The organism is Bacillus sp. RK1064 (assembly GCF_051488405.1).
In the GTDB taxonomy this organism is placed as follows: domain Bacteria; phylum Bacillota; class Bacilli; order Bacillales; family Bacillaceae; genus Bacillus.
Window position 1 is genome coordinate 993,416 of the sequence record NZ_JBPSCZ010000001.1, and the last position, 25,517, is coordinate 1,018,932.

Annotated in this window: 27 protein-coding genes and 3 riboswitches; of the genes, 8 read left to right on the forward strand and 19 right to left on the reverse strand. The window is 40.3% G+C overall.

The window, feature by feature from the left end; genetic code table 11:
- Positions 1-28: 28 nt before the first annotated feature.
- The 4 genes from ACSSTM_RS05205 to ACSSTM_RS05220 all read right to left on the reverse strand — a co-directional run bounded on the left by ACSSTM_RS05205 (position 29) and on the right by ACSSTM_RS05220 (position 3,865).
- Positions 29-1,210, reverse strand: coding sequence for an anti-sigma-I factor RsgI family protein (locus ACSSTM_RS05205; protein ID WP_437404010.1), 1,182 nt, complete (start codon positions 1,208-1,210; stop codon positions 29-31).
- Positions 1,207-1,962 (reverse strand): RNA polymerase sigma factor SigI, encoded by a 756-nt coding sequence (gene sigI, locus ACSSTM_RS05210; RefSeq protein WP_034662939.1) that lies wholly within the window; start codon positions 1,960-1,962, stop codon positions 1,207-1,209. The genes ACSSTM_RS05205 and sigI overlap by 4 nt, the downstream gene beginning before the upstream one ends.
- A 215-nt stretch (positions 1,963-2,177) precedes the next feature.
- Positions 2,178-2,969, reverse strand: coding sequence for a TerC family protein (locus ACSSTM_RS05215; RefSeq protein ID WP_034662942.1), 792 nt, complete (start codon positions 2,967-2,969; stop codon positions 2,178-2,180).
- Positions 2,970-3,000: 31 nt separating this feature from the next.
- Positions 3,001-3,172, reverse strand: a riboswitch (yybP-ykoY riboswitch).
- 78 nt (positions 3,173-3,250) lie between these two features.
- Positions 3,251-3,865, reverse strand: coding sequence for a DedA family protein (locus tag ACSSTM_RS05220; RefSeq protein ID WP_034662945.1), 615 nt, complete (start codon positions 3,863-3,865; stop codon positions 3,251-3,253).
- 246 nt (positions 3,866-4,111) lie between these two features.
- Between ACSSTM_RS05220 and ACSSTM_RS05225 the strand changes: the two genes are divergently transcribed.
- Positions 4,112-6,535, forward strand: coding sequence for a bifunctional diguanylate cyclase/phosphodiesterase (locus ACSSTM_RS05225; protein ID WP_034662947.1), 2,424 nt, complete (start codon positions 4,112-4,114; stop codon positions 6,533-6,535).
- A 230-nt stretch (positions 6,536-6,765) separates the two neighbouring features.
- Here ACSSTM_RS05225 and ACSSTM_RS05230 read toward each other — a convergent pair whose 3' ends face one another.
- The 3 genes from ACSSTM_RS05230 to ACSSTM_RS05240 form a co-directional block, all read right to left on the reverse strand.
- Positions 6,766-7,230, reverse strand: coding sequence for a MarR family winged helix-turn-helix transcriptional regulator (locus ACSSTM_RS05230; protein ID WP_088004396.1), 465 nt, complete (start codon positions 7,228-7,230; stop codon positions 6,766-6,768).
- 359 nt (positions 7,231-7,589) lie between these two features.
- Positions 7,590-7,754 carry a hypothetical protein gene (locus ACSSTM_RS05235; protein WP_034662950.1) on the reverse strand — a complete coding sequence of 55 codons (165 nt, stop codon included), beginning with the start codon at positions 7,752-7,754 and terminating at the stop codon, positions 7,590-7,592.
- 38 nt (positions 7,755-7,792) lie between these two features.
- Positions 7,793-7,951 (reverse strand): hypothetical protein, encoded by a 159-nt coding sequence (locus ACSSTM_RS05240; RefSeq protein WP_412072003.1) that lies wholly within the window; start codon positions 7,949-7,951, stop codon positions 7,793-7,795.
- 188 nt (positions 7,952-8,139) lie between these two features.
- On the opposite strand from ACSSTM_RS05240, the gene ACSSTM_RS05245 reads away from it, so the two are divergent.
- Positions 8,140-8,469 (forward strand): MerR family transcriptional regulator, encoded by a 330-nt coding sequence (locus tag ACSSTM_RS05245; protein WP_012009715.1) that lies wholly within the window; start codon positions 8,140-8,142, stop codon positions 8,467-8,469.
- A gap of 118 nt (positions 8,470-8,587) precedes the next feature.
- On the opposite strand, the gene ACSSTM_RS05250 is transcribed toward ACSSTM_RS05245, so the two are convergent.
- Positions 8,588-8,959 carry a cupin domain-containing protein gene (locus tag ACSSTM_RS05250; protein WP_080869519.1) on the reverse strand — a complete coding sequence of 124 codons (372 nt, stop codon included), beginning with the start codon at positions 8,957-8,959 and terminating at the stop codon, positions 8,588-8,590.
- 187 nt (positions 8,960-9,146) lie between these two features.
- Between ACSSTM_RS05250 and ACSSTM_RS05255 the strand changes: the two genes are divergently transcribed.
- Positions 9,147-10,010 (forward strand): LysR family transcriptional regulator, encoded by an 864-nt coding sequence (locus ACSSTM_RS05255; RefSeq protein ID WP_437404011.1) that lies wholly within the window; start codon positions 9,147-9,149, stop codon positions 10,008-10,010.
- A gap of 110 nt (positions 10,011-10,120) precedes the next feature.
- Here ACSSTM_RS05255 and ACSSTM_RS05260 read toward each other — a convergent pair whose 3' ends face one another.
- The 3 genes from ACSSTM_RS05260 to ACSSTM_RS05270 all read right to left on the reverse strand — a co-directional run bounded on the left by ACSSTM_RS05260 (position 10,121) and on the right by ACSSTM_RS05270 (position 12,624).
- Positions 10,121-10,519 carry a hypothetical protein gene (locus ACSSTM_RS05260; protein WP_034662956.1) on the reverse strand — a complete coding sequence of 133 codons (399 nt, stop codon included), beginning with the start codon at positions 10,517-10,519 and terminating at the stop codon, positions 10,121-10,123.
- Positions 10,520-10,620: 101 nt separating this feature from the next.
- The gene (mgtE, locus tag ACSSTM_RS05265) at positions 10,621-11,979 is read right to left on the reverse strand and encodes a magnesium transporter (RefSeq protein WP_034662959.1); all 1,359 of its coding nucleotides are present in this window, start codon (positions 11,977-11,979) and stop codon (positions 10,621-10,623) included.
- A 208-nt stretch (positions 11,980-12,187) separates the two neighbouring features.
- Positions 12,188-12,351: riboswitch (M-box (ykoK) riboswitch) on the reverse strand.
- 132 nt (positions 12,352-12,483) lie between these two features.
- Entirely contained in the window at positions 12,484-12,624 is a 141-nt protein-coding gene (locus tag ACSSTM_RS05270) for a hypothetical protein (protein ID WP_003212346.1), read from the reverse strand.
- Positions 12,625-12,885: 261 nt separating this feature from the next.
- Here ACSSTM_RS05270 and ACSSTM_RS05275 point away from each other — a divergent pair, with 261 nt between their 5' ends.
- The gene (locus ACSSTM_RS05275) at positions 12,886-14,178 is read left to right on the forward strand and encodes an aminotransferase class V-fold PLP-dependent enzyme (protein ID WP_262417166.1); all 1,293 of its coding nucleotides are present in this window, start codon (positions 12,886-12,888) and stop codon (positions 14,176-14,178) included.
- 166 nt (positions 14,179-14,344) lie between these two features.
- Here the strand turns inward: ACSSTM_RS05275 and ACSSTM_RS05280 are convergent, their stop codons facing one another.
- From ACSSTM_RS05280 to ACSSTM_RS05295, 4 genes are all read right to left on the reverse strand, one after another.
- On the reverse strand, positions 14,345-14,863 hold the full coding sequence (locus ACSSTM_RS05280; protein WP_034662966.1) for a PepSY domain-containing protein: 519 nt from the start codon (positions 14,861-14,863) through the stop codon (positions 14,345-14,347).
- 93 nt (positions 14,864-14,956) lie between these two features.
- On the reverse strand, positions 14,957-15,646 hold the full coding sequence (locus ACSSTM_RS05285) for a PepSY domain-containing protein (RefSeq protein WP_034662968.1): 690 nt from the start codon (positions 15,644-15,646) through the stop codon (positions 14,957-14,959).
- Between the two features lie 67 nt (positions 15,647-15,713).
- Complete coding sequence (locus ACSSTM_RS05290; protein WP_034662971.1) at positions 15,714-17,063, reverse strand: HAMP domain-containing sensor histidine kinase; 1,350 nt, start codon at positions 17,061-17,063, stop codon at positions 15,714-15,716.
- Between the two features lie 3 nt (positions 17,064-17,066).
- Positions 17,067-17,753, reverse strand: a complete 687-nt coding sequence (locus ACSSTM_RS05295) for a response regulator transcription factor (RefSeq protein WP_034662974.1) — start codon at positions 17,751-17,753, stop codon at positions 17,067-17,069.
- A 434-nt stretch (positions 17,754-18,187) separates the two neighbouring features.
- On the opposite strand from ACSSTM_RS05295, the gene ACSSTM_RS05300 reads away from it, so the two are divergent.
- The 3 genes from ACSSTM_RS05300 to ACSSTM_RS05310 all read left to right on the forward strand — a co-directional run bounded on the left by ACSSTM_RS05300 (position 18,188) and on the right by ACSSTM_RS05310 (position 22,502).
- On the forward strand, positions 18,188-19,147 hold the full coding sequence (locus tag ACSSTM_RS05300) for a S8 family peptidase (RefSeq protein ID WP_034662977.1): 960 nt from the start codon (positions 18,188-18,190) through the stop codon (positions 19,145-19,147).
- A gap of 112 nt (positions 19,148-19,259) precedes the next feature.
- A riboswitch (cobalamin riboswitch) is annotated at positions 19,260-19,451 on the forward strand.
- Between the two features lie 153 nt (positions 19,452-19,604).
- Positions 19,605-21,893, forward strand: a complete 2,289-nt coding sequence (metE, locus tag ACSSTM_RS05305) for a 5-methyltetrahydropteroyltriglutamate--homocysteine S-methyltransferase (protein ID WP_309415470.1) — start codon at positions 19,605-19,607, stop codon at positions 21,891-21,893.
- Positions 21,894-22,031: 138 nt separating this feature from the next.
- Entirely contained in the window at positions 22,032-22,502 is a 471-nt protein-coding gene (locus tag ACSSTM_RS05310; RefSeq protein ID WP_034662982.1) for a nucleoside deaminase, read from the forward strand.
- A 59-nt stretch (positions 22,503-22,561) separates the two neighbouring features.
- On the opposite strand, the gene ACSSTM_RS05315 is transcribed toward ACSSTM_RS05310, so the two are convergent.
- Positions 22,562-22,978, reverse strand: a complete 417-nt coding sequence (locus ACSSTM_RS05315; protein ID WP_034662985.1) for an organic hydroperoxide resistance protein — start codon at positions 22,976-22,978, stop codon at positions 22,562-22,564.
- A gap of 161 nt (positions 22,979-23,139) precedes the next feature.
- Here ACSSTM_RS05315 and ACSSTM_RS05320 point away from each other — a divergent pair, with 161 nt between their 5' ends.
- On the forward strand, positions 23,140-23,586 hold the full coding sequence (locus tag ACSSTM_RS05320) for a MarR family winged helix-turn-helix transcriptional regulator (protein ID WP_034662988.1): 447 nt from the start codon (positions 23,140-23,142) through the stop codon (positions 23,584-23,586).
- A 32-nt stretch (positions 23,587-23,618) separates the two neighbouring features.
- Here ACSSTM_RS05320 and ACSSTM_RS05325 read toward each other — a convergent pair whose 3' ends face one another.
- The 3 genes from ACSSTM_RS05325 to ACSSTM_RS05335 form a co-directional block, all read right to left on the reverse strand.
- A complete protein-coding gene (locus ACSSTM_RS05325) occupies positions 23,619-24,047 on the reverse strand; it encodes an organic hydroperoxide resistance protein (RefSeq protein ID WP_437404012.1) in 429 nt (142 codons plus the stop codon).
- 197 nt (positions 24,048-24,244) lie between these two features.
- A complete protein-coding gene (locus tag ACSSTM_RS05330) occupies positions 24,245-24,379 on the reverse strand; it encodes a hypothetical protein (protein WP_034662996.1) in 135 nt (44 codons plus the stop codon).
- Positions 24,369-25,505 (reverse strand): Rap family tetratricopeptide repeat protein, encoded by a 1,137-nt coding sequence (locus ACSSTM_RS05335; protein ID WP_095285060.1) that lies wholly within the window; start codon positions 25,503-25,505, stop codon positions 24,369-24,371. The genes ACSSTM_RS05330 and ACSSTM_RS05335 overlap by 11 nt, the downstream gene beginning before the upstream one ends.
- Between the last annotated feature and the right edge of the window lie 12 nt (positions 25,506-25,517).

Genomic DNA, 25,517 nt, shown 5'->3' on the forward strand with positions numbered 1-25,517 from the left:
AATACGCCGGAGCTATTCTGGCGTTTTTTTATTGTTCATATGTGTGCTCATCCCAGTTCTCACGATAAGGGGACGGTACACCTTTTCCTTGCTTCATATGTTCTCTTTTTCGTTCAGCGGACGGCCGTTTCTGATCCCTGTCGTTTTTTTTTGTGTGCTTTTCAGCGCCACCACGTGATGTGCCGTTTGGATTTCTTTTGTCATCAGGTTCCGTTGAGTGATTTTTTTTTTGTTCTTTATCGATAGAACGATCCTTTTCTTCCTTTATTTGATTGTCTTTGCTTTCATCATCAGGTTTTGTTTGGTGAGGCTTTTGAATAGATCCTTGCTCTTCCCTCTCTTGATCCTTCTGCTCTTTGTCTTCAGCTTCAGGAGCCTCTTGATCTGGCTTCATCTCTTCGCTATCGTCTGTCTTGACGTCTTCTTGTTTGTCTTTGTCTGTTTGATCTTCATCATCTTTTTTAGGGTCTTCCTCTTTGACAGCATCACTCTCTGCTGCGTCTTCATCCTTTTGAATGTCTTCTTGTTCTTTGTCTTGCATTTCTTGATTTCTGATATATGTGCCTGTTGAAATGCCTGCCTTTTGAGCTTTTTCTCTTGTTTCCAGGTCACTTTCTACAGTTTCTAGCTTGTAATTGCGCTTTTGATATTCACCAGAGATGGTGTTAATTTTACTTTTGACGTTGGTTTTATATGTATGGTCCTGCTTGTTTTCATAAACCGTTGAAATATAAATGCTCTTAGAGTGGTTCACGTAACCTTTTTTGTCACAGTCATCTATGATTTCCTGCACGACTTTGGTCATGTCGTTTTTTTCCAAATCCTTCATACTGGCCAGTACTTGTTTCGCATCTTTATTCAGTGGTGTGACACCGATCACTTGATAATCGTGATCAAGCTTCAGTTCAAAGCTCGGGTTAATGTCAATTGTCATATATGCATATGCTTTTTGACTTGAGAAAGATGGCATCATAGTAAAAATCACGACAATAATCGCTGCGATTGATAGGATTCCTGCATTTAACGGACGTAAACGAAGCAGGTCAAAAAAACCGGCTCTTTTTCTTTCGAGACGTGATTCATTCGGAAATGTCACTTCTTGACCGATTTCATAGTCTTGCTGTTCATATTTTGTCCGCAGAAATTGTCCATCAGGGGTCAGCAGCGTGACATATTTTTTGTTTTTCTCTACTATAATGCCTCTTCTCATGAATTAAGCACCCCTTTAAGGTAATCTTTCAAATACACATAATCTCCTGTCATAATGATCGCCATCGCAATGATGTATTTTCTATTTCTCTCAATCGTTTTGCGGCTGACTTCCACTAGCTTTTCAAGCTGTTTGACTGGTAATTGTTTTTTCTGAAATAAAATGGTTCTGAGCTCATCGTGTTCAACGAGTGTGTGGGCTACTTTAATGGCATTTTGCCTGGCATCTGCATGCTTTGGTGAATGTTCAAGCAGCTCTTGAAACGTGAGACCGTATACTTTTAATCGTTCTTTAAAATGTTCTATTTCTTCTCTTCTATGTTCTTGTTCAATTAAACGTCTATATTCATTTGTAGACAGCTCTGCTTCAATCATGCTTTGAGAGTACTCGCCATTTTCACTTTCTTGCAGGTCCATTTGAACCGTTGGCGCATTTCTCGCTTCTTTTCGAATATAGTCGATCACTTTTCTTTTAATAATTAATTCTGCGAAAGCAAGGAGTGAGTTTCCTTTTTCGGCAGAGTATTTTTCTATCGCTTCATTAAAGGCAATTAAGCCTATGCTGAATTCATCATCTTTTTCATCTATATATCGTTTACAAACGGATGAAACCGTCTTAGCGACAAATGGTTTGTATTGCTCTATTAATGCATTTTGCAGCTCGATATCACCTTGTTGAATACTGATAGCCGACTGCTCTAATGTTTGCTTTTTCTTTCCTTTTTTAAACAAAAGGCTAAGCAATGGTTTCACCTCAGTTCTCCCTATATTACTCATTTATGATAGCTAATTTATGAGGGAAGCGCAAAGGAAGAAATGAGGAATTCATTTCCTGTTACTCAATTATGACATGTATATCATCATCTACTTTACAATGTTTCGTCTAAAAGCAAAGAAATAAGGGGGTATCTCCCCCTTATTTGTAATATACGTGTTATGAAAATGAAATGATATTTCTTTCAAAAAACCTACTCTTCTAGGCGTCCCTCTTGTTTTCCATCGTTTTCTTGGCCGCCTTTTCTTGATGGACTTGATAAAAACCAGCCAAATGCTGCAATTGCGAGAAGCACCGTCCAGAAAATCACTTTCCATAATGCTGAATGAATAAAATGAGAGGACACGATACCAATAGCTGGATGTGACAGTGTATAAAGCGTGAGCTTCACACCAACCCATCCGACAATGACAAAGGCTGCTGTTTCTAGGCTCGGTCTTGTTTTGAGCAGTTTCACAAAGACAGTAGCTGCAAATCGCATGATGATAAGACCGATGATACCACCTAAAAGAATGACAATAAATTGACCGCCATCGAGTCCGCCGATTTGCGGAAGACTCGTTTTCGGCAATGTCACGGCTAATGCGACGGCCGCTAAGATGGAATCTACAGCAAAAGCGATGTCGGCAAGCTCGACTTTTACGACTGTTGCCCAGAAGCCGCTTTGCTTCATGTTTGTGTCTGATTCCTTTTTCTTAAATACGTGCGATTTTAAAATATGGTGAATGGAAATATAAAGAAGATAAATTGCGCCAATGGCTTGAACTTGCCACACATCCACTAAAAACGAAATAAGAAACAGGGAACCAAATCGCATGACAAACGCACCCGCAAGTCCGTAAAACAATGCCTTTTTTCTTTGCTTTTCAGGAAGGTGTTTAACCATCACAGCCATGACCAGCGCGTTATCAGCTGCTAAAATCCCTTCTAATCCAATCAGTACGAGAAGAACCCACCCGTACTCTAAAATAGTTGCTGCATCCATCATCATTCCTCCTTGTTTTTATCTATTGTCCCACAACAGACAAAGGCTTATGAATACAAAAAAGACCTTTGCCTGTAATGGCAAAGGTCTTGCTAGACATGTGATATGTAGAATCATGCCAACAAAGCCGATGGAACTTAAGTCCATGTAATGACGACTTTGTTTCCGGTAAAAACCGGACGCTACTCCCCTTTGGTGGGATTTAAGAATATTTAGATTACTTATATCATAATCAATAGACACTGGATTGTCAACAGGTGACTTTCACTTCGATTCAGTGATTAGGCAGTGGGTGTTTCTGTTTTTCTTTTTCTACGTTTCAGCCATATATAAACAACGAACAACAACACAACCCCGATCCCAATCGGTAAAAGATATGGATCTAACATAGCGCCAACCTCTTTCCAGTTCTCCCCGAGCACAAACCCAAGATACACATACACAAATGTAATGGGCGTAATCGCCAAAAACGTATACAAGCAAAAGACCCACACATTCATCTTGGCAATACCGCACGGGATGGAAATAAGCGTTCTGACCCCTGGAATAAACCGGCCGCTAAAGGCGACGAAACCACCATGCTTTTCAAAGAAAGCATCCGATTTATCAAGCGACTCAGGTTTGACAAAAAAGTACTTCCCATATTTATTTAAAAAGGGTCTGCCGCCATAACGTCCTAACCAGTACAAGGTCAAAGGGCCAGCCACGCCGCCAATGGAGCCGGCAGCCACAACACCGATGAAGGCCATGTCCCCTTCTGAGACCCAGTAACCCGCAAGAGGCAGAACCACTTCAGCAGGAACAAATTCAATGCATAATGCGAGGAAGATGCCAAAGTACGACAAGTTCTTAAAAGCATCAGCTAAAGAAATAATAAAATCTTCGATGTTTATCAATCCCTTTCACACATAATCGTTTGAATGATTCTATCTCTTTTAGAATCACACCATATATTAAACGAATAAAACCGAAGAAACGATTCACTTTTCGTCGTTTTTTTACATTAAATTTGATTTTACTATAAAAGACACGTGAAAAAAACGTTGATTGTGGTATTTAAGTGAAGGAAAAGTGAACACAGAAGCCATGCGATCCGATATATTAAGTATATGTCTGTTTTAAGATACTGGAGGTTTTCTCACATGACCCAATTAACAGGAAGCTACAACGGATGGCTTGTCTTTCTGTCAGTCGCTGTCGCCGCTGTGGCCTCCTACTCAGCTCTTCAGTTAGCCAGCCGAGTGATACAGTCAAGCGGTGCAAAGAAAAAGGTATGGCTGGTCATTGGTGCAATGATCATGGGGATGGGCATATGGTCGATGCATTTTATTGGCATGATGGCATTTCACATGCAAACCGGCATCACATATGAAACTCCCTTACTGATTTTATCGATTTTGGCGTCTTTTGTCGGTTCTTTGATCGCATTCTCGATATGCATTCAAGAGCAGCTTTCCATAAGACGGCTGCTCATTAGTTCAATCACCATGGGCTCAGCTATTTGCAGCATGCATTATCTTGGAATGGAATCAATGGCCAATGTCTCAATCAGCTATGATCCAGTCCTCTTTTTTCTTTCGTTTTTCATTGCTGCGCTGGCATCTTTCTTTTCACTGCATCTCTTTTTTCGGCTCCATCGATCCGAGAAAAAAAAGGAGGATCATCTGTTAAAAATAGCTGGTGCACTCGTGATGGGTGGGGCTATTTCTGGCATGCATTATACTGGTATGGCTGCTTCTACTATGTTTGTTCATTCAGATGGACAGTCCGCTGCAGGCGGCTCTCTTGAAATGTCGCCATTCAGTCTGTCGATTTTCATCGGCTTGATGACACTGATTGTCCAAACACTGATGATCTTTGGTGCCTATATAGATCACCGAATCATGAAGCAGTCAGATCAGTTAAAGGAAAATGAACAGCGGTTTCAATCGCTCATTAAACATAATATCGATGGCATTATCGTGTTATCTGTCGATCGAAAGGTGCTTTCTGCGAACGACTCAGGTAAACAAATCTTAAAAATGTGCAATTCTTGGATTGGTGATGATGTCAGTCAATACGTGATGCCGACTGAGATGTGGGAAGAATTTATTTCCCGGTCAAAAAAAGCCATCACACGTGAAGCAGAACTGAAAGCAGCAGATCGTTTTTATTATTATCATGTCACTTACATACCTGTTCATGTCAACAATACTCTTGACAGTATTTATCTTGTCTTAAAAGATTTAACGCAGCAGCGGATTGCAGAAAAAGAAATTCATGTCATGGCACATTATGATGCGTTAACTGAGCTTCCTAATCGGCGCCACGCCATCAACCATTTAAATGATGTTCTCTCCGCTCAAGAAGAGACAGGAACATCGACGGCTGTTCTGTTTCTTGACTTGAATCGTTTTAAAATTATTAATGATGCACTTGGTCATAACATAGGAGACTTACTACTTAAAGCAGCTGCAAACAGACTGACACAATGTTTACCGGACAATGGCTTTATTGCAAGACTAGGCGGGGATGAATTTTTAATGATCTTCCCTCACATGGGACATGACACACACAAAATTGAGCAGCTTTCTCAAAATATCATTCGTCAATTTGAACGTCCTTTTTTCATCCAGAATCATCAGCTCATTACATCTATCAGCATTGGGATCGCCATCTCACCTCAAAATGGCAAAGATGGGATGGAATTGATGAGGAAAGCCGATATGGCGATGTATTTATCCAAAAAACATAAGCAAAGCCGGTATGAGTTCTTTACCGAATCAATGGAAAGATCAAGTGAAGACAGGTTAAATCGAGAGCTTGAGTTGCGGGATGCCATTCAGAGAGAACAGTTTGTGCTTCATTACCAGCCGCAAGTCAGTGCGAAAACAAGAAAGATGACTGGCGTAGAAGCTCTTCTAAGAATGAAGGCACCAGATGGTTCCTTAAAATCACCTGAGGCTTTTATTGAGCTGGCAGAGGAATCAGGGCTGATCATTGATATTGGCAGATGGGTCATTGATACCGCATGCAGGCAGGCTAAAACGTGGTATGACAACGGGCTGAAAATTCCTGTGGCTGTCAATTTATCTGCGAAACAATTCAATTCTGAAGACTTAATTGATTTGATTAAGCTGACACTGAAAAAATACAACCTGACATCGTCACTGCTCGAGCTTGAAGTGACAGAAAGTATGACAATGGACAATATCAAGCAATCAAAACAGGTGCTGACGTCGCTGAAACATCTGGGCGTTCGCATTAGTATTGATGACTTTGGTACAGGTCATAGCTCCTTAAGCTATTTAAAGGATTTGCCCATTCATCGACTGAAAATCGACAAATCCTTCATTGAAGATATTTTAAATGATTCGAAGTCTGAACAGATTACAGGTGCCATTATCGCGATGGGACATCAATTATCTCTCGAAGTCATAGCAGAAGGTGTTGAAACCTTTGCGCAGGCGCAGCTTTTATCTGCGCAAGGATGTGACGACCTGCAAGGTTTTTATTATGCAAAGCCCCTTCCAGCAACCGATATCGAAAAATTCATTGCCTATCCGGCGCATCAGCTGGACACATAAAAAAGGTGCCAATCATGGCACCTTTCAGCGTGTAGACAAACCCTCGCATTCGTTGTCAGTTCTGCGCTCCGATGCTCACGAATGTCAAATTCGCTCTGCTTCGGTGCTCGTCCTTCCTAGACTTCAAAGGTTTTCAGGTCACGCTGAAAAGAAGACAAAGGGCTAAAATAAAGATCATTTTAGCCCTTTGTCAACAATCTGAGAGGTGCCAATCATGGCACCTTTTCGTTCTATCTAAATAATAAATGTTGACTGTGAATGCCTGCTTTTTTCAATAGACTAATCAATTGTTCTTGTTCTTCACGCGAGAGGCCAGAGAACGCTCGCGCAATCCGGAGAGAATGAATCGGGTAAATCTTATCAAGATAACTGCGCCCTTTATCTGTTAAATGGGCATAAACCGACCGTTTATCCTTTGGGTCCTGCTCTCTTTCAATGAAACCATTTCGTTCTAATTTGTCAATTACGTACGTCACATTCCCGCTGACAAGCAGGAGTCTTGAGCCGATTTGCTGAAGTTTTTGAGCACCTCTTGTGTACAGCAATTCAAGAACGGCAAATTCAGTTGGATTAAATCCATGCTCTTTGCTGTCTCTAATACTGTGTTCTGAAACGCTTTTAAATGCTCTTGCAAATACCTTGTAAAGTGTCATTGAACGTTCTACTTCTTCTTCATTAAACGATAGTCTCATCACATATCTACCTCTTATAATATTTTTTTAACTTCAAGGCTTTCTTGCGGTGCAGTTGGAGCCTTTCGTAAAAAATAGAAGTACGTTTTTGAAAACCCTTTCAACCACATAAGTGACTCCATTCGTGTTATATATAAGATTTCGATATAAACTTTTAAAATCCTTCTTATTTTTCACAATCATCTCGAAAAAAAGCTTTTTTAGCAAACCATCAAGATGCGACATAGTTTAACATAATCTGTAAAGGAACTGCGTTTCCTTACACTGTATTCGTCAAATTTCTACAAAATTCAATATTGCTATAATATTAAGCACGCAAAAAAAGAACCCTTTATGTGACATACGCACATTTCAAGGGATTTTCACAAATTACGCTCTGTTTTGTTGAAAAAGAAGTGATACTCTTTTTTTAAGTCACTAATTGTCATGTTCTTGGCCGCATCAGGGCTGTAAACTCCTAATGAACAGAGCTGCTTCGTATAATAATGTCTTTCCTTTGCTAAAGCTTCTGTTAAGATACGCCGCACCGATTATCCCCTCCTATCAAGTGATCTGGACCAGGTGCTTATGAAGAGCTTTTATACAAATCATTTTGTACGGCTCTTAGAAGAGCATGTGCATTCTGACCTGCCGCCTGCATGAATCGCTCCAGTAATTCATCCCTCTTCATATCTAATGCGATGATTTCTTTTGCCATACAGATGATCTGTGTTTGCTCCATCATTTGCTCCTCCTCCTAGTTCAACTCATCATCATTATATGCACGCGCAACACTCATTTCACATTTGTTGTTATCTTTCCTTCCATTGTTTTTTCATTTTTTCGTTTTTGTGTTATATTTTCTGACAAATGATAGGTTTTTTTCCTTCTCGTTCTGTATAATATGAAGAAAAGACTTGCAGGGGTGAGTATATGACGCAGGAAGATGTATCTTATAAAGATAAAAAAGTCATTTCAATCGGGATTGTCAGTGAATTAACAGGGCTATCCGTCAGGCAAATCCGATATTATGAGGAACGCAGACTCATCTACCCCCAGCGCTCAACAAGAGGCACGCGTAAATATTCTTTTTCTGATGTAGAACGTTTAATGGACATCGCCAACAAACGAGAAGACGGTGTGCAAACAGCCGAGATTTTGAAAGACATGAAGAAAAAAGAACAGGCATTAAAAAGCGGACAATATAAGAAAAAAATGCTGGAAGGCCAGATTAACGCACACTTCCGGTACAAAAATCGATAAACAAATAAAGATTCGCTTACTCTTTAAAATTAAAGACAAGTGAATGTATGATAACGTAGTAAAAAGAGACAGCGATTGCTGCCTCTTTTTCAACTAAAGCACCTGTTAAGTGCACGATCTAGTGTTCATCCATTCGTTCAGGAATCGAAACAGTTCGTTCATTGACCACATTCCCCGTGTTTAGAGTCGTTTTTGGTTCAATTAATAGCAAATGAACTTCTTCTTCAGCAATTGGCTGATGTTCAATTCCTTTAGGAATCACAAGAAACTCCCCTTCATTAAGAGCTATTTCTCTATCCCTAAAACGGATGACTAGATTCCCTTTACATACAAAGAACATTTCATCCTCGTCATCATGGTGATGCCAAATGAATTCACCCTTAATTTTTACCATTTTAATGTATGAGTCGTTCAACTCTCCACTTATTCTAGGATTCCAATAATCATTTATTTGCAAAAATTTCTCTTGGATATTAATCTTTGAAATCAATAAATTCCCTCCTCATTTAATTGGAAACGCCTGTTTTATCTTTTCCTAGCTAAAATTTCCTATCTCTCAATTCTCCTCCTCATGATAAATCTCTTATATCATTAAGTTTACTTATTCTATTGGATCACGTAAAATCAAAAAATAGTGTATAGTTCATCACAATTTGCGATGCAAAAGGAGCGTTATTTTGGATATTAAATCTTTGGAAATATTTAAAGCAGTAGCTATTGAACAAAGCATTACAAAAGCTGCTGAGAAATTAAATTATGTGCAGTCGAATGTCACTGCACGAATCCAACGTCTTGAACAAGAATTAGGTGTTCCTCTTCTCTATCGATATCACAAGAAGATATCCTTAACGCCTGCAGGACGTGAACTGTTGCCATATGTAAACAAATTACTCTACGATTTTGAAGAAGCGATAGAGGCAGTAAAGCTTTCCTCTACTCCGCGGGGAACTTTACACATCGGATCTATAGAGTCAACCGCTTCTACAAGATTGCCAATCATTTTTACAGAATATCATAAGACATTTCCACAAGTAGAATTGAGCATGTATATGGCACCTACTGTAGATCAGGTTAGTGCTATTCTTAACTACAAGGTAGACGGTGCATTGGTTGATGGGCCAATTCTTCATCCGGACATTATTGAGTACCCTGTATTGGAAGAATCACTTGTTCTGATTACAAGCTACTCCCGGGAGGAATTCCAGGTAGAATCAATTTTACATGAACCATTGCTTTCGTCATTCGCGCATTGCATCTATTTGGGGCGTTGGCAGCGATGGTTAGAGAGCAATGGCTTTGCTCCGATGAAGGTAATGGAATATGGCACTTTAGAGGGCGTGCTTAAATGCGTTGAAAACGGGCTAGGAGTCACCGTATTACCAAAATCTATGGTTGAAGCTCGGATGCAAGGCAGATTTACCTGTCATCCATTACCGGAACCACATAGAATCGTGCCCACTGTGTTTATAAGGCGCTGCGATTCGTACATGACCAGTGCCCTCTCACGATTTATGGAGTTAATGGGCATAACTCATATGTGATCAGGTCATTTGTGGTAAAAAAGAGGATAGATAGAGCGAAGTTCTTTCAGCTCTTCTATCCTTTTAAATAAAATCATTTTAGCTTATACCTTGTCTTTTAATAAAATTTTTCATTGAGAGGAAGCATCAGTTCCTTCAACGACCCCTACAAAGTCAATCCGTACACCGCCTTTTTCAGGATCTTCTATTACCCGCAGGGCAAGTGCCTTTTTCTTCCCTGTTTTTTCATCTTCGTAATTCGCATGAAAGACATGAATGCTGGCTTCTTCTAATTGAAAATCTTCATAAGAAAGCGTCTCTATGCCCCATTCCTTTTTCAGCTTTAGAATGTCATTTGGGCTTGGGACAGCGCCTTCAACATAGATGTTTTCTATTTTTCGTTTATTTCCTTCGGTAATCGCTTCAATCATATGCTCTGCTGCCACAAGTCTTCTGTCTTTCCCCTCGTCTTCCCTTGAACATGCACCTAGCAAAACAATGCACATTAAAATGAATAAAAACTTCTTCATTTTTCTCTCCCACCTTCTCCTTAAAATGTAAAGGATGGAAGCGCTATATGCAATCTTTATTCAAAAAAGACTGTAAAACGTAACGTTTTACAGTCTTCTTGCTACATCAGTGTATGAAGGAATGCTGTTGCAATTCCAAAATAGATCAGTAAGGATAGAATATCATTCAATGTTGTGATCAGCGGGCCAGATGCAATGGCTGGGTCCACGTTTAATCTGTGTAAAATAATCGGCACGACCGTACCTGCCATTGTCCCAATAATCAGTGTTGCAAGCAGTGAGGAGCCGACAACAAAACCTAAAATCATATTGCCCTGCCACACCATTGCGACGACTGTAATAATAATGGAACAGACGATCCCAATGTAAATACTTGTTCTCAGCTCTCTAAAAATAAGACGCATAATGGTTTTTTTCGTTAATTCTTCTTTTGAAAGCCCTCTAATCACGACGGCAAGAGACTGTGTGCCTGTATTCCCTGTCATCCCGGCAATCATCGGCATGAAGAACGCTAAAGCAACGACTTGCTGAAGGGTATCTTCAAAATAATTTAAAATACTGCCTGAAATCAGCCCAATGAACAAGAGCAAAATGAGCCATGGAAGACGGCGGTATGCCGCCACAAATGCCGGCGTGTCGAACGTAATATCTTTACCAGAGGCAGCAAACTTCTCATAGTCTTCGCCTGCCTCTTGAATGACAACATCAATGATATCATCGACTGTAACGATTCCGACTAGGACATTGTTCTCTTCCACAACAGGAATGGCAAGAAAATCATACCGTTCAATCAGCTTTGCGATTTCCTCCTGATCTTGAAAGGCTCCAACAGCAATGACTCTTGTAAACATGAGATCCTGCACCTTTTCATCCGGTTCACCTAAAATAAGGTCACGGTATGAGAGAACGCCTACAAGCTGTTTTTGATCATTAATCACATATAAATAGTTGATTGATTCTGCAATTTCAGCAAAGCTTTTCAGCTTCACAACGGCATCCTGCACCGTATAATGCTGAGGAATCCAAACGTACCGGTTGGTCATGATCCGTCCCGCTGTCTCAGCAGGGTAATTCATAAGAAGCTGGACGGCCTTTGATTCCTCTGCTTCCATGTTAGATAAAAGCTGATCCTTTAGCTCATCCTCCATCTCATCAAATAAGTTGGCTAGATCATCGTTATCCATTTTGTTTGTGACGAACGTAGCTTTGTCTTTCCCTACTTTTTCAAGAACGATTTCTTGGTATTCCCGCTCCAGCTCACCCATCATTTCTGTCACGTCATCGACTGGTAAAAAGCTAAGGAAGCGGCCGCGGTGTTTTTCTGGAAGCTCTTTAAATAAGTAGGCCATATCATATGGCTGAAGTTCTTCCATGATGTTTTTAAATTCTTTGCGTTTTCCATCTCTTAGTAAAATAATGATGCGTAAAATGAGTTCATCATACGTAATATTTTGTATCATAGCTGTTACCTCCCCAAAGTCAGGAGATACCCGAATCCCTTAGAATGTGCGGGGGTCAGGATCTCCTCTATCTGATGTCTCAATCTGATCTTTTGACATATTCTCTATGTGTCTCGAATCGGGATGATCCATCCCCACACCTCCTTTTCCCATAAAAAAGCACCTTCAACCGAATGAAGGCGCTTTGTAAGCATGACAAATAAAACACTTGCTCCTTCAATCGTAGAGCTTTAGCACTGTATGGCATAGGAAAAATCCAGCTGCATTAAAAATCACCTTATGTCGATGATTTCTGTTGACCCATTGGCGTCTTTGGACATTTTTGGGCAGCAGCGTATCTCCATACAGGAGCCTCACCTAACGAAGTCTCATATTGTTGACACACTGAGATTACAGAAAAAGCGCAGTGATGTCAATAAGCAAGATGCCAAGTTTCCTCATGTATTCGCTTACTTTTGAAAAAAAGAGCGATAGACAAAGTAAACCATCGCCCTTTCATGTCTTTTATTCCTCTTCTGGCTGATTCATATCCTCTTGGGAGAGGAGATGAAAGGAATCATGCAAAAACAAAGCATATCCTTCTCCATCAGGATGCGGAACATATTCCGCATGGTCCATTGTCTGCTCTTCTTCTTTTTTCTTCATATTCTCTCGCCTCCTTTCCCGTAGTTTGTCCCAATGAAAAAACCTTACACATGAAAGTGTAAGGAGTGATTAGTATAAAACAGCTGAACTCATAAAGGTGCGGCGAATGTCACATTGACAATGCGCTGACAACTGTCGCTTTAGCTAAAAATGAAATATTGTTTACAGAAAAAAAGGATCTCTCTGATTAGGGTACAACCATTGATTGATAACACAATGTATAATACTAAGTATAAGAATTGAATATTGGGGGATAAGATGATGAACCAAACTAACCTGAACATGCACATTTCAAATGATTTATTAAAAAAAGTAAGAGAACAATTTTTATATATTGATGAGGACCCTATCCTAAAAAAGGAACGCCTTTTTTTTGATAATGCAGGTGGTTCCCTTCGTTTAAAACAGGCAAATCATATATTTTCAATCATTGATGGCATCCCAGATTGTTCTGAAAGAAATCATAAAACAGCAAAACACTTGATTGATATCCAGAAAAAGGGGATTGTTGATCTTCAAACCATTTTTAACGTGAAACAAGGAAGCTTCGCTACATATCTGACAGCGTCACAAGCTATCTTTGAGACTACGGGTATCATTGCAGAACATATTAAAGGAACAAATATTGTCACAACATCCTTAGAACATCCAGCAGCTTATGACGCAGCTAGTTTTTATGCAAATAAATTAAACAAGGAGCTGAGAGTGGCCAAGTCTAATCCTTTAACAGGTGGAGTGAACGTAGAAGACATCTTGGCATTAATCGATCAAGATACTGTTCTTCTAAGCGTCATCTATGCTTCGAATATCTCTGGTGCTATTTTAGACATTGAACAAATTGTACAAGAGGCAAGAAAAAAGAAGCCAAACTTATTTATCATGGTTGATGCCGTTCAACATGCACCTCATGGTTTAATTGATATTGAAAAAACCCCTGTTGATGTGATAAATTTTGCCCCATATAAATTTTTTGGTGTTAGAGGCTGCGGGGTTGCTTATTTATCGGAAAGAGCTGCTCTTCTCCCTCATCATAAGTTAAAAGGAAAGAAAGAAACTGAATGGGGTCTAGGAACTCCAGCACCTGCGCATTATGCGGCTATTAGCGCAATTGTTGATTATGTGTGCTGGCTTGGAAGTCATTTTACAACAGTGAATGCCAGACGACAGTTATTCGCAGCAGGTATGGAAGCTATCGGAAAACAAGAAAGGGCTTTATTAAAAATAATGCTAGACGGGACACCCAACGTAAAAGGGCTAAGAGAGATCGAAGGAGTGACCGTGCATCTTGATTACCGTGATTTATCAAAAAGAGATTTCATCGTGGCCATATCGTTAGAAGGAACAAACCATGAAGATGCAGTAAGAGAATATGAACAGCACGGTGTGATCGTATATGAAAGGTTGAATACAAGCATTTATTCTAAAAGGATGCTGGATTCCTTTGGAATTAAAGGGGCTATTAGAATATCACCTCTCCATTGTCATAATATTCAAGATATTGAGACATTTTTAAGAACAACTGAAATGATAAGCAATCAACATAAAAAGCATTAACATGCTTGGTGTACAGATACATGGAAGTACCCTATTCAGTTTAAAAGATGATATTCATTTGTACTTGTATACAATCATTTAAGCAAAAATAGCGGTCTGAACCAGCTATCCATGATGGATAAATGGTTCAGACCGCATACAAATTTATCTTAGGATTGCTGGCGGCTTAATCATCCCATTCTTGCTTCAGGATTTTGCCTGTTTTAGCGGAAATCTCAAAATCAACTTCCTCGCCGTTTGGTGTGGTAATTTCGACTTCATACAAGTACACACCATTTTCTTTATCTAAATCAGAATCTGTGACTGTTCCTTTTACTTTTGCAAGGGCAATTTTTTCAGCCTGCTTTTTAGTGATTTTCACATTCTGTTTCTTTTCTTTGACTGGATCATTCAGCGCTTTTCCTGTTTTGGCATCGACATATACTTTATATTCAAAGCCGCCTTTTTTAATCTCGACCTCATACACCCATTTTCCTTTTTTACGCTCAAGATCGACATCGTCCACATACCCTTTCACCACTTTTAGGGCTGCTTTTTCAGCTTGTTTCTTTGAGACAAACGATGATTTCTTTTGCACCACCTGCTCGGCGTGTGCTGTTTGATTTGTATTTTGCGCTTGAAGTGTGAAACCACCTGCGACAAGAGTTCCTGTTAATGCTGTAGCTACTAGTACTTTTTTCATCATGTTCATGTCCTCCTCTATTTGATTTCTCCTTTATCTTAAAGAAAGAAGATGATAAAGGAAGGAAAGAAACATGAGAAAATCATGAGAAAAGGATTAGTTTTCGTACGTAATACCTTCAATGTCTCCTGTATATGCGTTCACAAGCACCTCTGCCTCTCGCCCGTCAGGCAAATCCAGCTCCACCTCAAAGACAAGCATACCGCTAAATGTTTCAAGATCTGCATCATCCACTGTCCCTCCGACTTCTTTTACCGCAATTCGGATGGCTTCTTCGACCGTGATTTTTGTCATTTTCTTTTCTTTAGAGGTTGGGCTTTTCTTTTCTGCTACAAGCACCTTAAACGTTTGCTTGTCGACATCGACTTGATATAATTCTTTTTTTGATTGGATCGTAAAGATAAAACGATCTGACTTTTCTTTCTTTTGGATGACAGTACCGCTTACTTTTTTAACAGCCGCTTCCTCTGCCTGGAGCTCAGCATTTTTTTCATTTGGCTTTTGATAGCTTTTGATCTGTCTGATTTCTTTCATTTGACCGCTTGCAGAAGATGCAATGATTTGATAGATGCCATTTGCATTTTCCAGCGTCAATGTATAGTCCTGTTTATGATTGATTAAATCAATATTTGTAATGTTTCCATTGTAGTCTTTTGCGATGATTTTTTTGATTTCTGCTTCACTTAATATTTTTTGATCAATGGTTTGAATCATGAGCATTGCAAAGGCAGCAAGAACGACGAGACATCCTGCGAGCGCAAGCACCATTTTCGTTTTTCTAGACATGCAGCGCCTCCTTCCTATTTCCTATTTTATAAGGAGGAAATGAGAAATTGATGAGAAAAGACCTATTTTATTTCTGAAAAAGAATGGTCATGGTTGTCCCTTCGCCGATATGACTGTCCACCTTCAGGTCGGCCCCGTGCTCTTCCGCAATTTGCTTCGCAATTGAAAGACCAAGTCCGGTTCCGCCCGTCTCACTGTTTCTTGCTTCATCCACACGAAAAAAGCGGTCAAAGATTTTCGGCAGATCCTTTTCTTTTATGCCAATCCCATGGTCAACGACTGAAATAAACGGTTTCTCTCCCGCCCATCCGCATGTCACATCAACTGGCTCTGTACTATATTTAACTGCATTATCAATCAAGATGGTCAAAAGCTGTTTGATTTTCTCTTCATCCCCCTCAGCGACGAGCGGCTGATCTGTTTGCACAAGAGATTGAATGGTTCGATTGGTTGCGACTTCAAGTGTATGACATACCTGCTTGCATAAATGACCAAGATCAACTGGCTTCATGTCCAAGTAAAGCGGCTGACCATTTTTCGCAAGTGTTAATAATTGATCTGTCAGCCTTTTCATTTTTTTCGCTTCATCATGAATCGCTTGAGAGGATTCTTCTATCACTTCTGGACGTGTCTGTCCCCAGCGTTTTAGTAAATTACTGTAGCTCATAATGACGGTAATCGGTGTCTTCAATTCATGAGAGGCATCATGCAAGAATTGCTGCTCTTTCTCATAATGCTTCTCGAGGATTTCTGACATTTCATTAAAGGTTTGTCCCATTTGATACAATTCATCCTTTGAATCGCCTGCTAGTTTGATTCGCTTAAACGCCTTCTCCTTCATACTTGCCTTCATGGTGCTCGTCATTCTACTAATAGGGCGTACGATTTGTTTTGTTAAAATGTGGCCAGCAAAATAGGAAAGCACTATAATTAAAACGCCAGCAGCGATTAAAATCATTCTTAATAACGCCAAATTTTCTTCCGTATTTTCGATTTCTTCATATACTTGAAGCGACACAATCTCTCCATTTGTCCAAATGACCGGAATTGCAGCGAACGCAGTCATATGCTTGTTGTATTCTTTGATTTCTGCTGTCTGCCCAGATTCATATGTAAAAGGCAGTGAACTAAACGTTGACTCCTTTGTGACAGTCAGCTTTGATTCACCCGTTTCTGTCACGACACGGATCATGCCATTTTGGGGCAAGTACGCTTTCAGCAGCTCCGAGGATGGAAGACCCTCTTCTTCTGATTTTTTTAAAGCAATGGCAATATTTTCAGCGACCTCAGACAGCCGGGACATATCTTTTTGCGTCAAGGTTATCGAAAAAATAAAATAAATGGCTGTATGAAACAGAAGCACCATTAAAAACAAGGACAACGATGTATAAAGCTGGATTTTATTTTTTAATCTCATTCTTTATCCTTTCATCACATAACCCACACCTCTCACTGTGTGAATCAGCTGTTTTTCGAATGGGTAATCGACTTTTTTCCTTAAATAACGAATATAGACATCCACTACGTTTGTGTCACCGAAGTAATCAAAGCCCCAAACGGCTGTTAAAAGCTGATCTCTTGTGAGCACTTGCTGCTGATGCTTCAGCAAGTGGACAAGCAGGTCATATTCTCTCGGTGTGAGCTCAAGCATTTGCCCGGCCCTTTGTATGTCTCTTGTTTTCTCGTTGACGGTCAAATCTGCTATGCTAAGCTCTGTTTCCTTTTCTTCTTGCGCCTTTATATTCAACCTTAGCTGCGCACGAATTCGCGCTAATAATTCTTCTATGTCAAAGGGCTTTGTAATATAATCATTCGCCCCAAGATCGAGGCCGCTTACTTTATCAGGCACACTCCCTCTTGCTGTTATCAAAATAATAGGTGTCGCTGTATTTGTCTTTCGAACCCTTCTCAGCACTTCAAGACCGCTTAATTCTGGAAGCATGACGTCAAGCAGCACCAAATCGAAGCTTTCCTCTTCAAGAGCCTGGAGTCCATCCATTCCTGTCTCTTTGACTGTCACCTCATATCCTTCATATTCAAGCTCTAGTGACAGCACCCTTGCAATTTTCTTTTCATCTTCGACTACGAGTATCTTCCCTTTGTTCATCTCTATCTCTCCTATCTGAAAGGCAAGCTTGTCTTTCCATTATTATATGTTGCCTTTCGCATTTGGAACAGTCACAATCTTCACGTCTATTTTTTATGAAAGAAACATTTATTTTTGAACAAAAACTTTTTATATCGCATTTAATGCTTGATTTCCTTGTTTTTTAGTTTGCCTCTTTTAGTCCTTTTCACCCATTTTCATCTGGACAGGTGCAAGCTCACTATGCAGCATATCCTCCTTTTTCATATGATATCAAGAGTTTTCCTCAAAAGCTGAGTTCTTTCGTCAAGAAGTGAGGAGAACTGCACTTTTGATAATAGATTGATTATTTGAAAAATTATTACAATTGACCCTTTCCGATCAAAAGTTTCTTTTATACAATAACATTACGCAGCCTGAATCTACTTTGAAAACAAAATAAGGAGGGCTTTCTTATGAAAGGTGAAATTCGCTTAATTCCGTATGAAGTAAAAGCCAATGTGATGGAAGCGAAAGAGACGCCGGAAAGTATTCAGGAGATTAAAGCACCCGAACTTTGGTCAAGTGGCTTCAAAGGAAAAGGCATAACCATTGCTGTCCTTGATACAGGTTGCGACACGGGGCATCCCGACTTAAAAGATCAGATTATCGGAGGCAAGAACTTTACCGATGATGACAACGGAGATGCTGAAAATGTGAAAGACTACAACGGGCATGGCACCCATGTAGCAGGAACGATTGCTGCAACAGATCAAAATGGTGGAATTTTAGGGGTTGCCCCTGAAGCTAAGCTGCTGATCGTGAAAGTTCTTGGCGGTGAAAATGGCAGCGGGAAATACGAATGGATCATTAATGGCATCAACTATGCCGCTGAGCAGAAGGTGGATATTATCTCCATGTCTCTCGGTGGTCCAAGCAATGAGCCCGCCTTGCAGGAAGCCATTCAAAACGCTGTGAAAAGCGGTGTACTTGTTGTGTGCGCAGCAGGAAATGAAGGGGACGGGGACGAGCGTACGGAAGAGTTCTCCTACCCAGCAGCATACAATGAAGTCATTGCCGTCGGCTCTGTTTCCCTTGCAAGAGAATCCTCAGAATTTTCTAATGCCAATAAAGAAATCGACCTCGTCGCTCCAGGAGAAGATATTTTATCCACTCTCCCAAACCATAAATACGGCAGACTCACAGGCACCTCAATGGCAGCCCCTCACGTAAGCGGTGCACTAGCCATTATTAAAAATGCCGAGGAAGAAGCGTTCCAGCGCAAGCTGACAGAGCCTGAGGTCTATGCTCAGCTTGTCAGAAGAACCCTTCCACTGAAGCAGTCGAAAGCCCTCGTAGGAAATGGATTTTTATATTTAACTGCACCTGATGTCCTTTTAGAAAAAACATTGGAAGCAGATCTTTTATCTCTATAGCTTGAATAGAGGTCCTGAGAATAGATTGAATTTTCTCAGGATTTTTTTAATTAAAATTATTCAAAATTTACTTTGACGAAATGAAGTGGACGTTATATAATCGAACACAATAAATTCATAGTTTGAGAGTCGGTAATTCGATCATACGTCGAATTTTAATTGGGAAGACTGGTGAAAATCCGGCGCGGTCCCGCCACTGTGAGTGAGGAGAGCTTTTCTCATGAATCCACTGTCATAAGGATGGGAAGGATGAAAAGCTTGCAGATTCACCAGCCAGGATACCAGCCGCTCTATCACATCAAACCCCCTACGGTTGATAGGAGATGTCGGAAAAAGCGTCAGTTATGCTCACGCCTTATTTCGCACACACATTTTGTCTTTTTAAACCAGACATTTGCCCTCATCAATCTTCGCCATGAGTGTAAATGTCTTTTTATATTTAGAGGAGGAATTGGAATTGACAATTGTTAAAACAAGTAATCTAGGTTTTCCGCGAATTGGTTTAAACAGAGAATGGAAAAAAGCACTTGAGTCTTATTGGAAAGGTCAAACAGACCGCGAAACCCTCTTAAGCACACTGGATGAACAATTTTTAACGGCCATTAAAACGCAAATTGACCAACAAATTGATGTTGTTCCTTCTGGAGACTTCACCTTCTACGATCACGTGCTCGATACTGCTGTTATGTTCAATTGGATTCCAGAGCGCTTCCGCAGCTTAAAAGACCCGCTAGATACATACTTTGCGATGGCAAGAGGAACAAAAGATGCTGTCTCAAGTGAAATGACAAAATGGTTTAATACAAACTATCACTACATCGTTCCAGAATACGAAAAAAGCACCGAATTCAAACTCACACATAACAAACCGCTTGAAGCTTACGAAAAGGTGAAAACGGCGTTTGGTGTTGAAACAAAACCTGTTGTACTTGGTCTTTATACATTTGTCTCACTTTCTAAAGGCTATGAACCAAATGAAGTAAAAGAGATTCAGCAGCGTCTCGTGCCGCTTTATACTCAGGTTTTAAAAGAACTTGAAGAAGCTGGCGTCAAATGGGTTCAAATTGATGAACCAGCACTTGTCACCGCTTCATATGAAGACGTGAAAGCCGTAAAAGAAATCTATCAAACGATTAAAGAAGCCGTACCTGCCTTAAACATTCTTCTTCAAACATACTTTGATTCAGTAGATGCCTATGAAGAGCTTGTCACATATCCTGTTGAAGCCATCGGTCTTGATTTTGTCCATGATCAAGGACGCAATCTTGATCAAGTGAAAAAGCATGGCTTCCCGAAAGATAAAATTTTAGCAGCAGGCGTCATTGATGGAAGAAATATTTGGAGATCAGATCTTGGAGAAAGATTGTCATTCATTTCTGAGGTCATTGCTGACGCTCAGCCGAAGGAAGTATGGCTGCAGCCATCAAGCAGTTTGCTGCATGTACCAGTTGCAAAACACCCAAGCGAACAGCTTGAAGAAAAACTATTAAACGGACTGTCTTATGCCACTGAAAAGCTGGATGAATTAACAACATTAAAAGAAGGCTTAACAAAAGGAGCCGCAGCGATTGAAGCCGCCATCAATGAAGCCAAGCAAGCACTTCTTACTTTAAAAGAATTTGCAAAAGGAACCAATGCGGATTTCACAGCAGAACGCAACAATCTTTCATCGAAAGACTTTAAGCGTCCAGCTGCCTTTGAAGAGCGCCTTCGTATCCAAAACGAATCTCTTGAACTGCCGCTCTTGCCAACAACAACTATTGGCAGCTTCCCGCAGTCTGCTGAAGTGCGCAGTGCTCGTCAAAAATGGCGTAAAAATGAATGGACAGATGCAGAATATGATGAATTTATTAAGAAAGAAACAAAAAGATGGATTGATATTCAGGAGGAAATCGGTCTGGACGTTCTCGTACATGGAGAATTCGAACGTACAGACATGGTTGAATACTTCGGTGAGAAGCTAGCCGGATTTGCCTTTACGAAATTTGCTTGGGTACAATCCTACGGATCACGCTGCGTGAAGCCGCCAATCATTTATGGAGATGTCGAGTTTACAGCGCCAATGACCGTGAAAGAGACGGTTTACGCACAAAGCTTAACGGAGAAAAAGGTCAAAGGAATGCTGACAGGACCTGTCACCATTTTAAACTGGTCTTTCCCAAGAACAGATATTTCCCGGAAAGACATTTCCTTCCAAATCGCTTTCGCATTACGTAAAGAGGTAGAAGCGTTAGAAGAAGCAGGGATTCAAGTTATTCAAGTGGATGAACCTGCGCTAAGAGAAGGTCTTCCACTCAAAGAAAGTGATTGGGCAGAATATTTAAACTGGGCAGCAGAGTCGTTCCGACTATCAACATCATCTGTTCAAAATGAAACGCAAATTCATACACATATGTGCTACAGTAACTTCGAGGATATTGTCGATACGATCGAAGACCTTGATGCCGACGTAATTACGATTGAACATTCACGCAGTCATGGCGGATTCCTCGATTACTTAGAAAAGCATCCGTATTTGAAAGGACTTGGACTTGGTGTATATGACATTCATAGCCCGCGCGTTCCATCTGTCGAAGAAATGAGTCAAATCATTGATGATGCGCTGAACGTATGTCCGACAGATCGCTTCTGGGTGAATCCTGACTGTGGTCTAAAAACGAGACAAGAGCCTGAAACCATTGCTGCTTTGAAAAACATGGTGACGGCTGCTGAAGTCGCTCGTAAAAAGCTGGCGCAGCATGCATAATTGATTCCCTCTCCCCTGCCGAACATGGCGGGGGTTTTTATGCGCAGATTGTCCTGTTTGACCATCTACTAGGATGTTTCCTTTTCTAGCATGATTCGTTTATACTAGAGAAGTCAGTCGAACAAAGGGAGGAAGACAATGAATCACGAAGATTTTTTACAACGCGCAATTGATCTTGCAGTAGAAGGAGTCAATAGTGGTACTGGCGGCCCTTTTGGAGCAGTCATTGTCAAGGATGGACAGATTATTGCCGAGGGAAGCAACAATGTGACAACAACAAATGATCCAACCGCACATGCAGAAGTCACAGCCATTCGAAAGGCGTGCCAGACGCTACATACATACCAATTAGAAGATTGTATTTTATATACAAGCTGTGAGCCTTGCCCGATGTGCCTTGGCGCTATTTACTGGGCTAGACCAAAAGCGGTGTATTTTGCTGCTGGACATCAGGATGCAGCGACTTCTGGTTTTGATGACTCGTTTATTTATGAAGAAATCAACAAGGATTACGAATCAAGAAATATTCCATTTTATCAGCTGACACTTCAAAAAACCCTTGCACCGTTTGAAGCTTGGGAAACATACGAACAAAAGAAAGAATATTAAAAAAAGACACCTGCTGGTAAGCAGGTGTTTCTGATTTTCAGCGTGATAGAAAACCTTTTTTATTCAGCCACTTCAAGCTCTACTTCGATGTTCCCTCTTGTTGCTTTTGAATATGGACAGAATTCATGCGCAGCCTCGACAAGCTCTCTCGCTTTGTCATGGTCAAGGCCTTTTGCAGACACAATCAGCTTGACACCAAGCTTAAAACCGCCATCACTTTCATCTTTTAAAAGACTGACATGTCCCTCTACTTCTGATTCAATGTCTATCCCTTGCTTTTTCGCTACTTGTTCAAGTGCCCCTCCGAAACAAGCTGCATAGCCGGCTGCAAATAATTGCTCTGGATTCGTACCAGTTTCTCCGTCTTTCTTTGCATTAGGCATGACAATGTTATGATCGAGTACACCATCTTCTGAACGAACATGTCCTGCTCTTCCATGCTGCGCCTTTACTTTTGCTGTGAATAATGGTTTCATCTTCATCTCCTCCTTTATCTATTTATTCTTTTCACGTTCTATCCATTTCTCAAACATTTATCGCACATTAAAGAATTTTTCATTTTTGGGCTGTATTTATTTTAAAAAGGAAGAAAATCTTATACAATAATAAGTATGACAAAAAATAGTTGGTGACTGACATGACAAATGAATTCGAGCATATGAAGCTGGAAAATCAGCTTTGTTTCTTGTTATATGCAAGTTCAAGAGAGATGACGAAGCAATATAAACCGTTATTAGAAGAGTTAGACATTACGTATCCGCAATATTTGGCACTGCTTTTATTGTGGGAGCATGGGACATTAAATGTGAAAACGATGGGAGAGCTTTTATATTTAGACTCCGGTACACTCACACCTATGCTGAAACGGATGGAGCAAAACGGACTCATCATCCGCGAGCGCTCGAAAGAGGATGAACGTTCTGTGCAAATTCGTTTAACGGAATATGGCGAACAGCTAAAAGAGAAAGCTACTGCGATTCCATTTCATATGCTGTCTGGGACAGGCAGATCGGAAGAAGAGTTAAAAACACTGCGCGCCTCTTTACATGAGCTTTTGCAAAAATTAACACAACCAAAAGGCTGAGGGAACATACCCTCAGCCTTTTATGATGTCAATTATTGTGCGACAGCTACTAGTTCTACTTCGATATTTCCTTGAGTTGCTTTTGAATATGGGCATACGCCATGTGCTTTATGAACAAGCTCATCTAATGCTGATTGCTCGATTCCAGTTCCTTTTACTTCTAGCTTAACGCCTAGTTTGAAGCCGTCATCTGAACTGTCTTTCACTAAGCTCACATGTGCTGTTACTTCACTTTCAAAACGGATACGCTCTTGTCTCGCGACCATTTGAAGGGCTGAATCAAAACATGCAGAGTAGCCTGCTGCGAATAATTGCTCTGGATTTGTTGCTTTTTCAAGTTTTTTCGCTCTTGGTGTTCCAGGCATTGCTACATCATGCTCAAGCACACCATCGGTTGAAACAACCTTTCCTTCTCTTCCTCCGACAGCTGATACCATTGCAGTAAATAAAACGTCTGACATGAATATAACCCTCTTTCTCTCTAATAATATTTTCTACAATTGAATTGTACACAATTTAAATTCAAGAGTCAATGAATAAACACTCTTTTTTAAGATTTCCTTCTCACCTCTATTTTATGAGCATGTCACGCAGATTCATTTTTAGACAGTAAAAAAAGCCCTTTAATAAGGGCTTTTCAAATTGTTGACAAGAGCTTTTAGATGATGTCATGCTGCGCATTTGGTTGTTCTAGCGTGTGGTTTCTGTTATCCGGGTCGGCATTTGCTGCTGCCAGCCATAACGCCAGGATGGTGATGCTTGTACAGACGACTGCCCATTTTTTAAAATTCATATAAACAATCCCCTCTCTGAATATAGATTCGAGCATGTTCCGCTTCTCCGTAGAACATGGAAGATTTTTCATAATCCTCCATTTCATTATAATACTTTGCGGTGTCTAATGCCAGTTCCTCTATATCTGGATATGCATAGGCGGACTCTAAAAAATGAAAAATTCGTTTAATATGCTCCGCATCTTGCTTTAAGTACAATGCTTCTAAAAATATCGTCTTCTGAATATGGATGTCATCCTGAAGTGCTTCTGCTCGTTTCATACATTCTTCTCTGTAGTGTAAGGCTTCTTCGTGTTTACCTTGTTTGTATAATATCTGAGCGGCGGTATAAAGAGGGTCTATAGATCGACGAAGGTGATCGGATTGATTTTGGTCAAATAACGAGATGGATTCTTTCATTAGTTCGAGTGCGCGGTCAAGATCTCCCATACGGTAATAACTGTTGCCCATATTAAACAAAGAGGAAGCAATAAAACGCACATTCTGAAAGTCTCTTGATCTCGCAAGCGCTCTCTCGAGATGTGGTAATGCCTTTTCATGCCTTCTCATATCATCATAGTTACCGGCCACAATAAATTCGCATTGGATCGTGCGAAGCGCATATAGCTCATGCTGAATATAGACATCCAGCGCCAGTTTGGCATGGTGCATCGAAATATGTGTTTGTTTCATGTGATAATATATTTCTGACATTTTAAAATGAAATTCCGCACGTTCAATATCATCTGACACAAAAGAAAGCTTGTGCTCTGCCTTTTGATAAGACGAGATGGCAGCAATATACTGCCTACGGCCAAATTCATACATGCCTCTGAAAAAATGATAGTAGTATTCAAGCATGCCTGTGACATGTGTTTGATGCTCATCTATTTCTTTCGAAAGCTCGGAAAAGTTGGCGCGAAGCTTTCCTTCCTTTAATGGCTTTAAGTAATCGAGCATGACCTCATGCCTGAATTCCATTAAAGAAAAATAGAGAAGCAAATTCTGATCTTCTTCCATTGAATCAAGAGAGGTGCGAATTTCCTGCTTTAATTGTTCTGCTTGTTCTGAATCAAATCTGCGGATTAATTCATACCACTTGTTGATTTTCACTCCAATATCCGAAGAGGGAATGATTTTCGCCATACGTTGCCTTCT

What these genes read in the sequence shown, in the direction of transcription:
- ACSSTM_RS05205 (WP_437404010.1), bottom strand. Translation starts at nt 1,210, where the DNA reads ATGAGAAGAGGCATTATAGTAGAGAAAAACAAAAAATATGTCACGCTG.
- ACSSTM_RS05215 (WP_034662942.1), bottom strand. Translation starts at nt 2,969, where the DNA reads ATGGATGCAGCAACTATTTTAGAGTACGGGTGGGTTCTTCTCGTACTG.
- ACSSTM_RS05225 (WP_034662947.1), top strand. Translation starts at nt 4,112, where the DNA reads ATGACCCAATTAACAGGAAGCTACAACGGATGGCTTGTCTTTCTGTCA.
- ACSSTM_RS05240 (WP_412072003.1), bottom strand. Translation starts at nt 7,951, where the DNA reads ATGATGGAGCAAACACAGATCATCTGTATGGCAAAAGAAATCATCGCA.
- ACSSTM_RS05245 (WP_012009715.1), top strand. Translation starts at nt 8,140, where the DNA reads ATGACGCAGGAAGATGTATCTTATAAAGATAAAAAAGTCATTTCAATC.
- ACSSTM_RS05260 (WP_034662956.1), bottom strand. Translation starts at nt 10,519, where the DNA reads ATGAAGAAGTTTTTATTCATTTTAATGTGCATTGTTTTGCTAGGTGCA.
- mgtE (WP_034662959.1), bottom strand. Translation starts at nt 11,979, where the DNA reads ATGATACAAAATATTACGTATGATGAACTCATTTTACGCATCATTATT.
- ACSSTM_RS05270 (WP_003212346.1), bottom strand. Translation starts at nt 12,624, where the DNA reads ATGAAGAAAAAAGAAGAAGAGCAGACAATGGACCATGCGGAATATGTT.
- ACSSTM_RS05275 (WP_262417166.1), top strand. Translation starts at nt 12,886, where the DNA reads ATGAACCAAACTAACCTGAACATGCACATTTCAAATGATTTATTAAAA.
- ACSSTM_RS05280 (WP_034662966.1), bottom strand. Translation starts at nt 14,863, where the DNA reads ATGATGAAAAAAGTACTAGTAGCTACAGCATTAACAGGAACTCTTGTC.
- ACSSTM_RS05285 (WP_034662968.1), bottom strand. Translation starts at nt 15,646, where the DNA reads ATGTCTAGAAAAACGAAAATGGTGCTTGCGCTCGCAGGATGTCTCGTC.
- ACSSTM_RS05290 (WP_034662971.1), bottom strand. Translation starts at nt 17,063, where the DNA reads ATGAGATTAAAAAATAAAATCCAGCTTTATACATCGTTGTCCTTGTTT.
- ACSSTM_RS05295 (WP_034662974.1), bottom strand. Translation starts at nt 17,753, where the DNA reads ATGAACAAAGGGAAGATACTCGTAGTCGAAGATGAAAAGAAAATTGCA.
- ACSSTM_RS05300 (WP_034662977.1), top strand. Translation starts at nt 18,188, where the DNA reads ATGAAAGGTGAAATTCGCTTAATTCCGTATGAAGTAAAAGCCAATGTG.
- ACSSTM_RS05310 (WP_034662982.1), top strand. Translation starts at nt 22,032, where the DNA reads ATGAATCACGAAGATTTTTTACAACGCGCAATTGATCTTGCAGTAGAA.
- ACSSTM_RS05315 (WP_034662985.1), bottom strand. Translation starts at nt 22,978, where the DNA reads ATGAAACCATTATTCACAGCAAAAGTAAAGGCGCAGCATGGAAGAGCA.
- ACSSTM_RS05320 (WP_034662988.1), top strand. Translation starts at nt 23,140, where the DNA reads ATGACAAATGAATTCGAGCATATGAAGCTGGAAAATCAGCTTTGTTTC.
- ACSSTM_RS05325 (WP_437404012.1), bottom strand. Translation starts at nt 24,047, where the DNA reads ATGTCAGACGTTTTATTTACTGCAATGGTATCAGCTGTCGGAGGAAGA.
- ACSSTM_RS05330 (WP_034662996.1), bottom strand. Translation starts at nt 24,379, where the DNA reads ATGAATTTTAAAAAATGGGCAGTCGTCTGTACAAGCATCACCATCCTG.
- ACSSTM_RS05335 (WP_095285060.1), bottom strand. Translation starts at nt 25,505, where the DNA reads ATGGCGAAAATCATTCCCTCTTCGGATATTGGAGTGAAAATCAACAAG.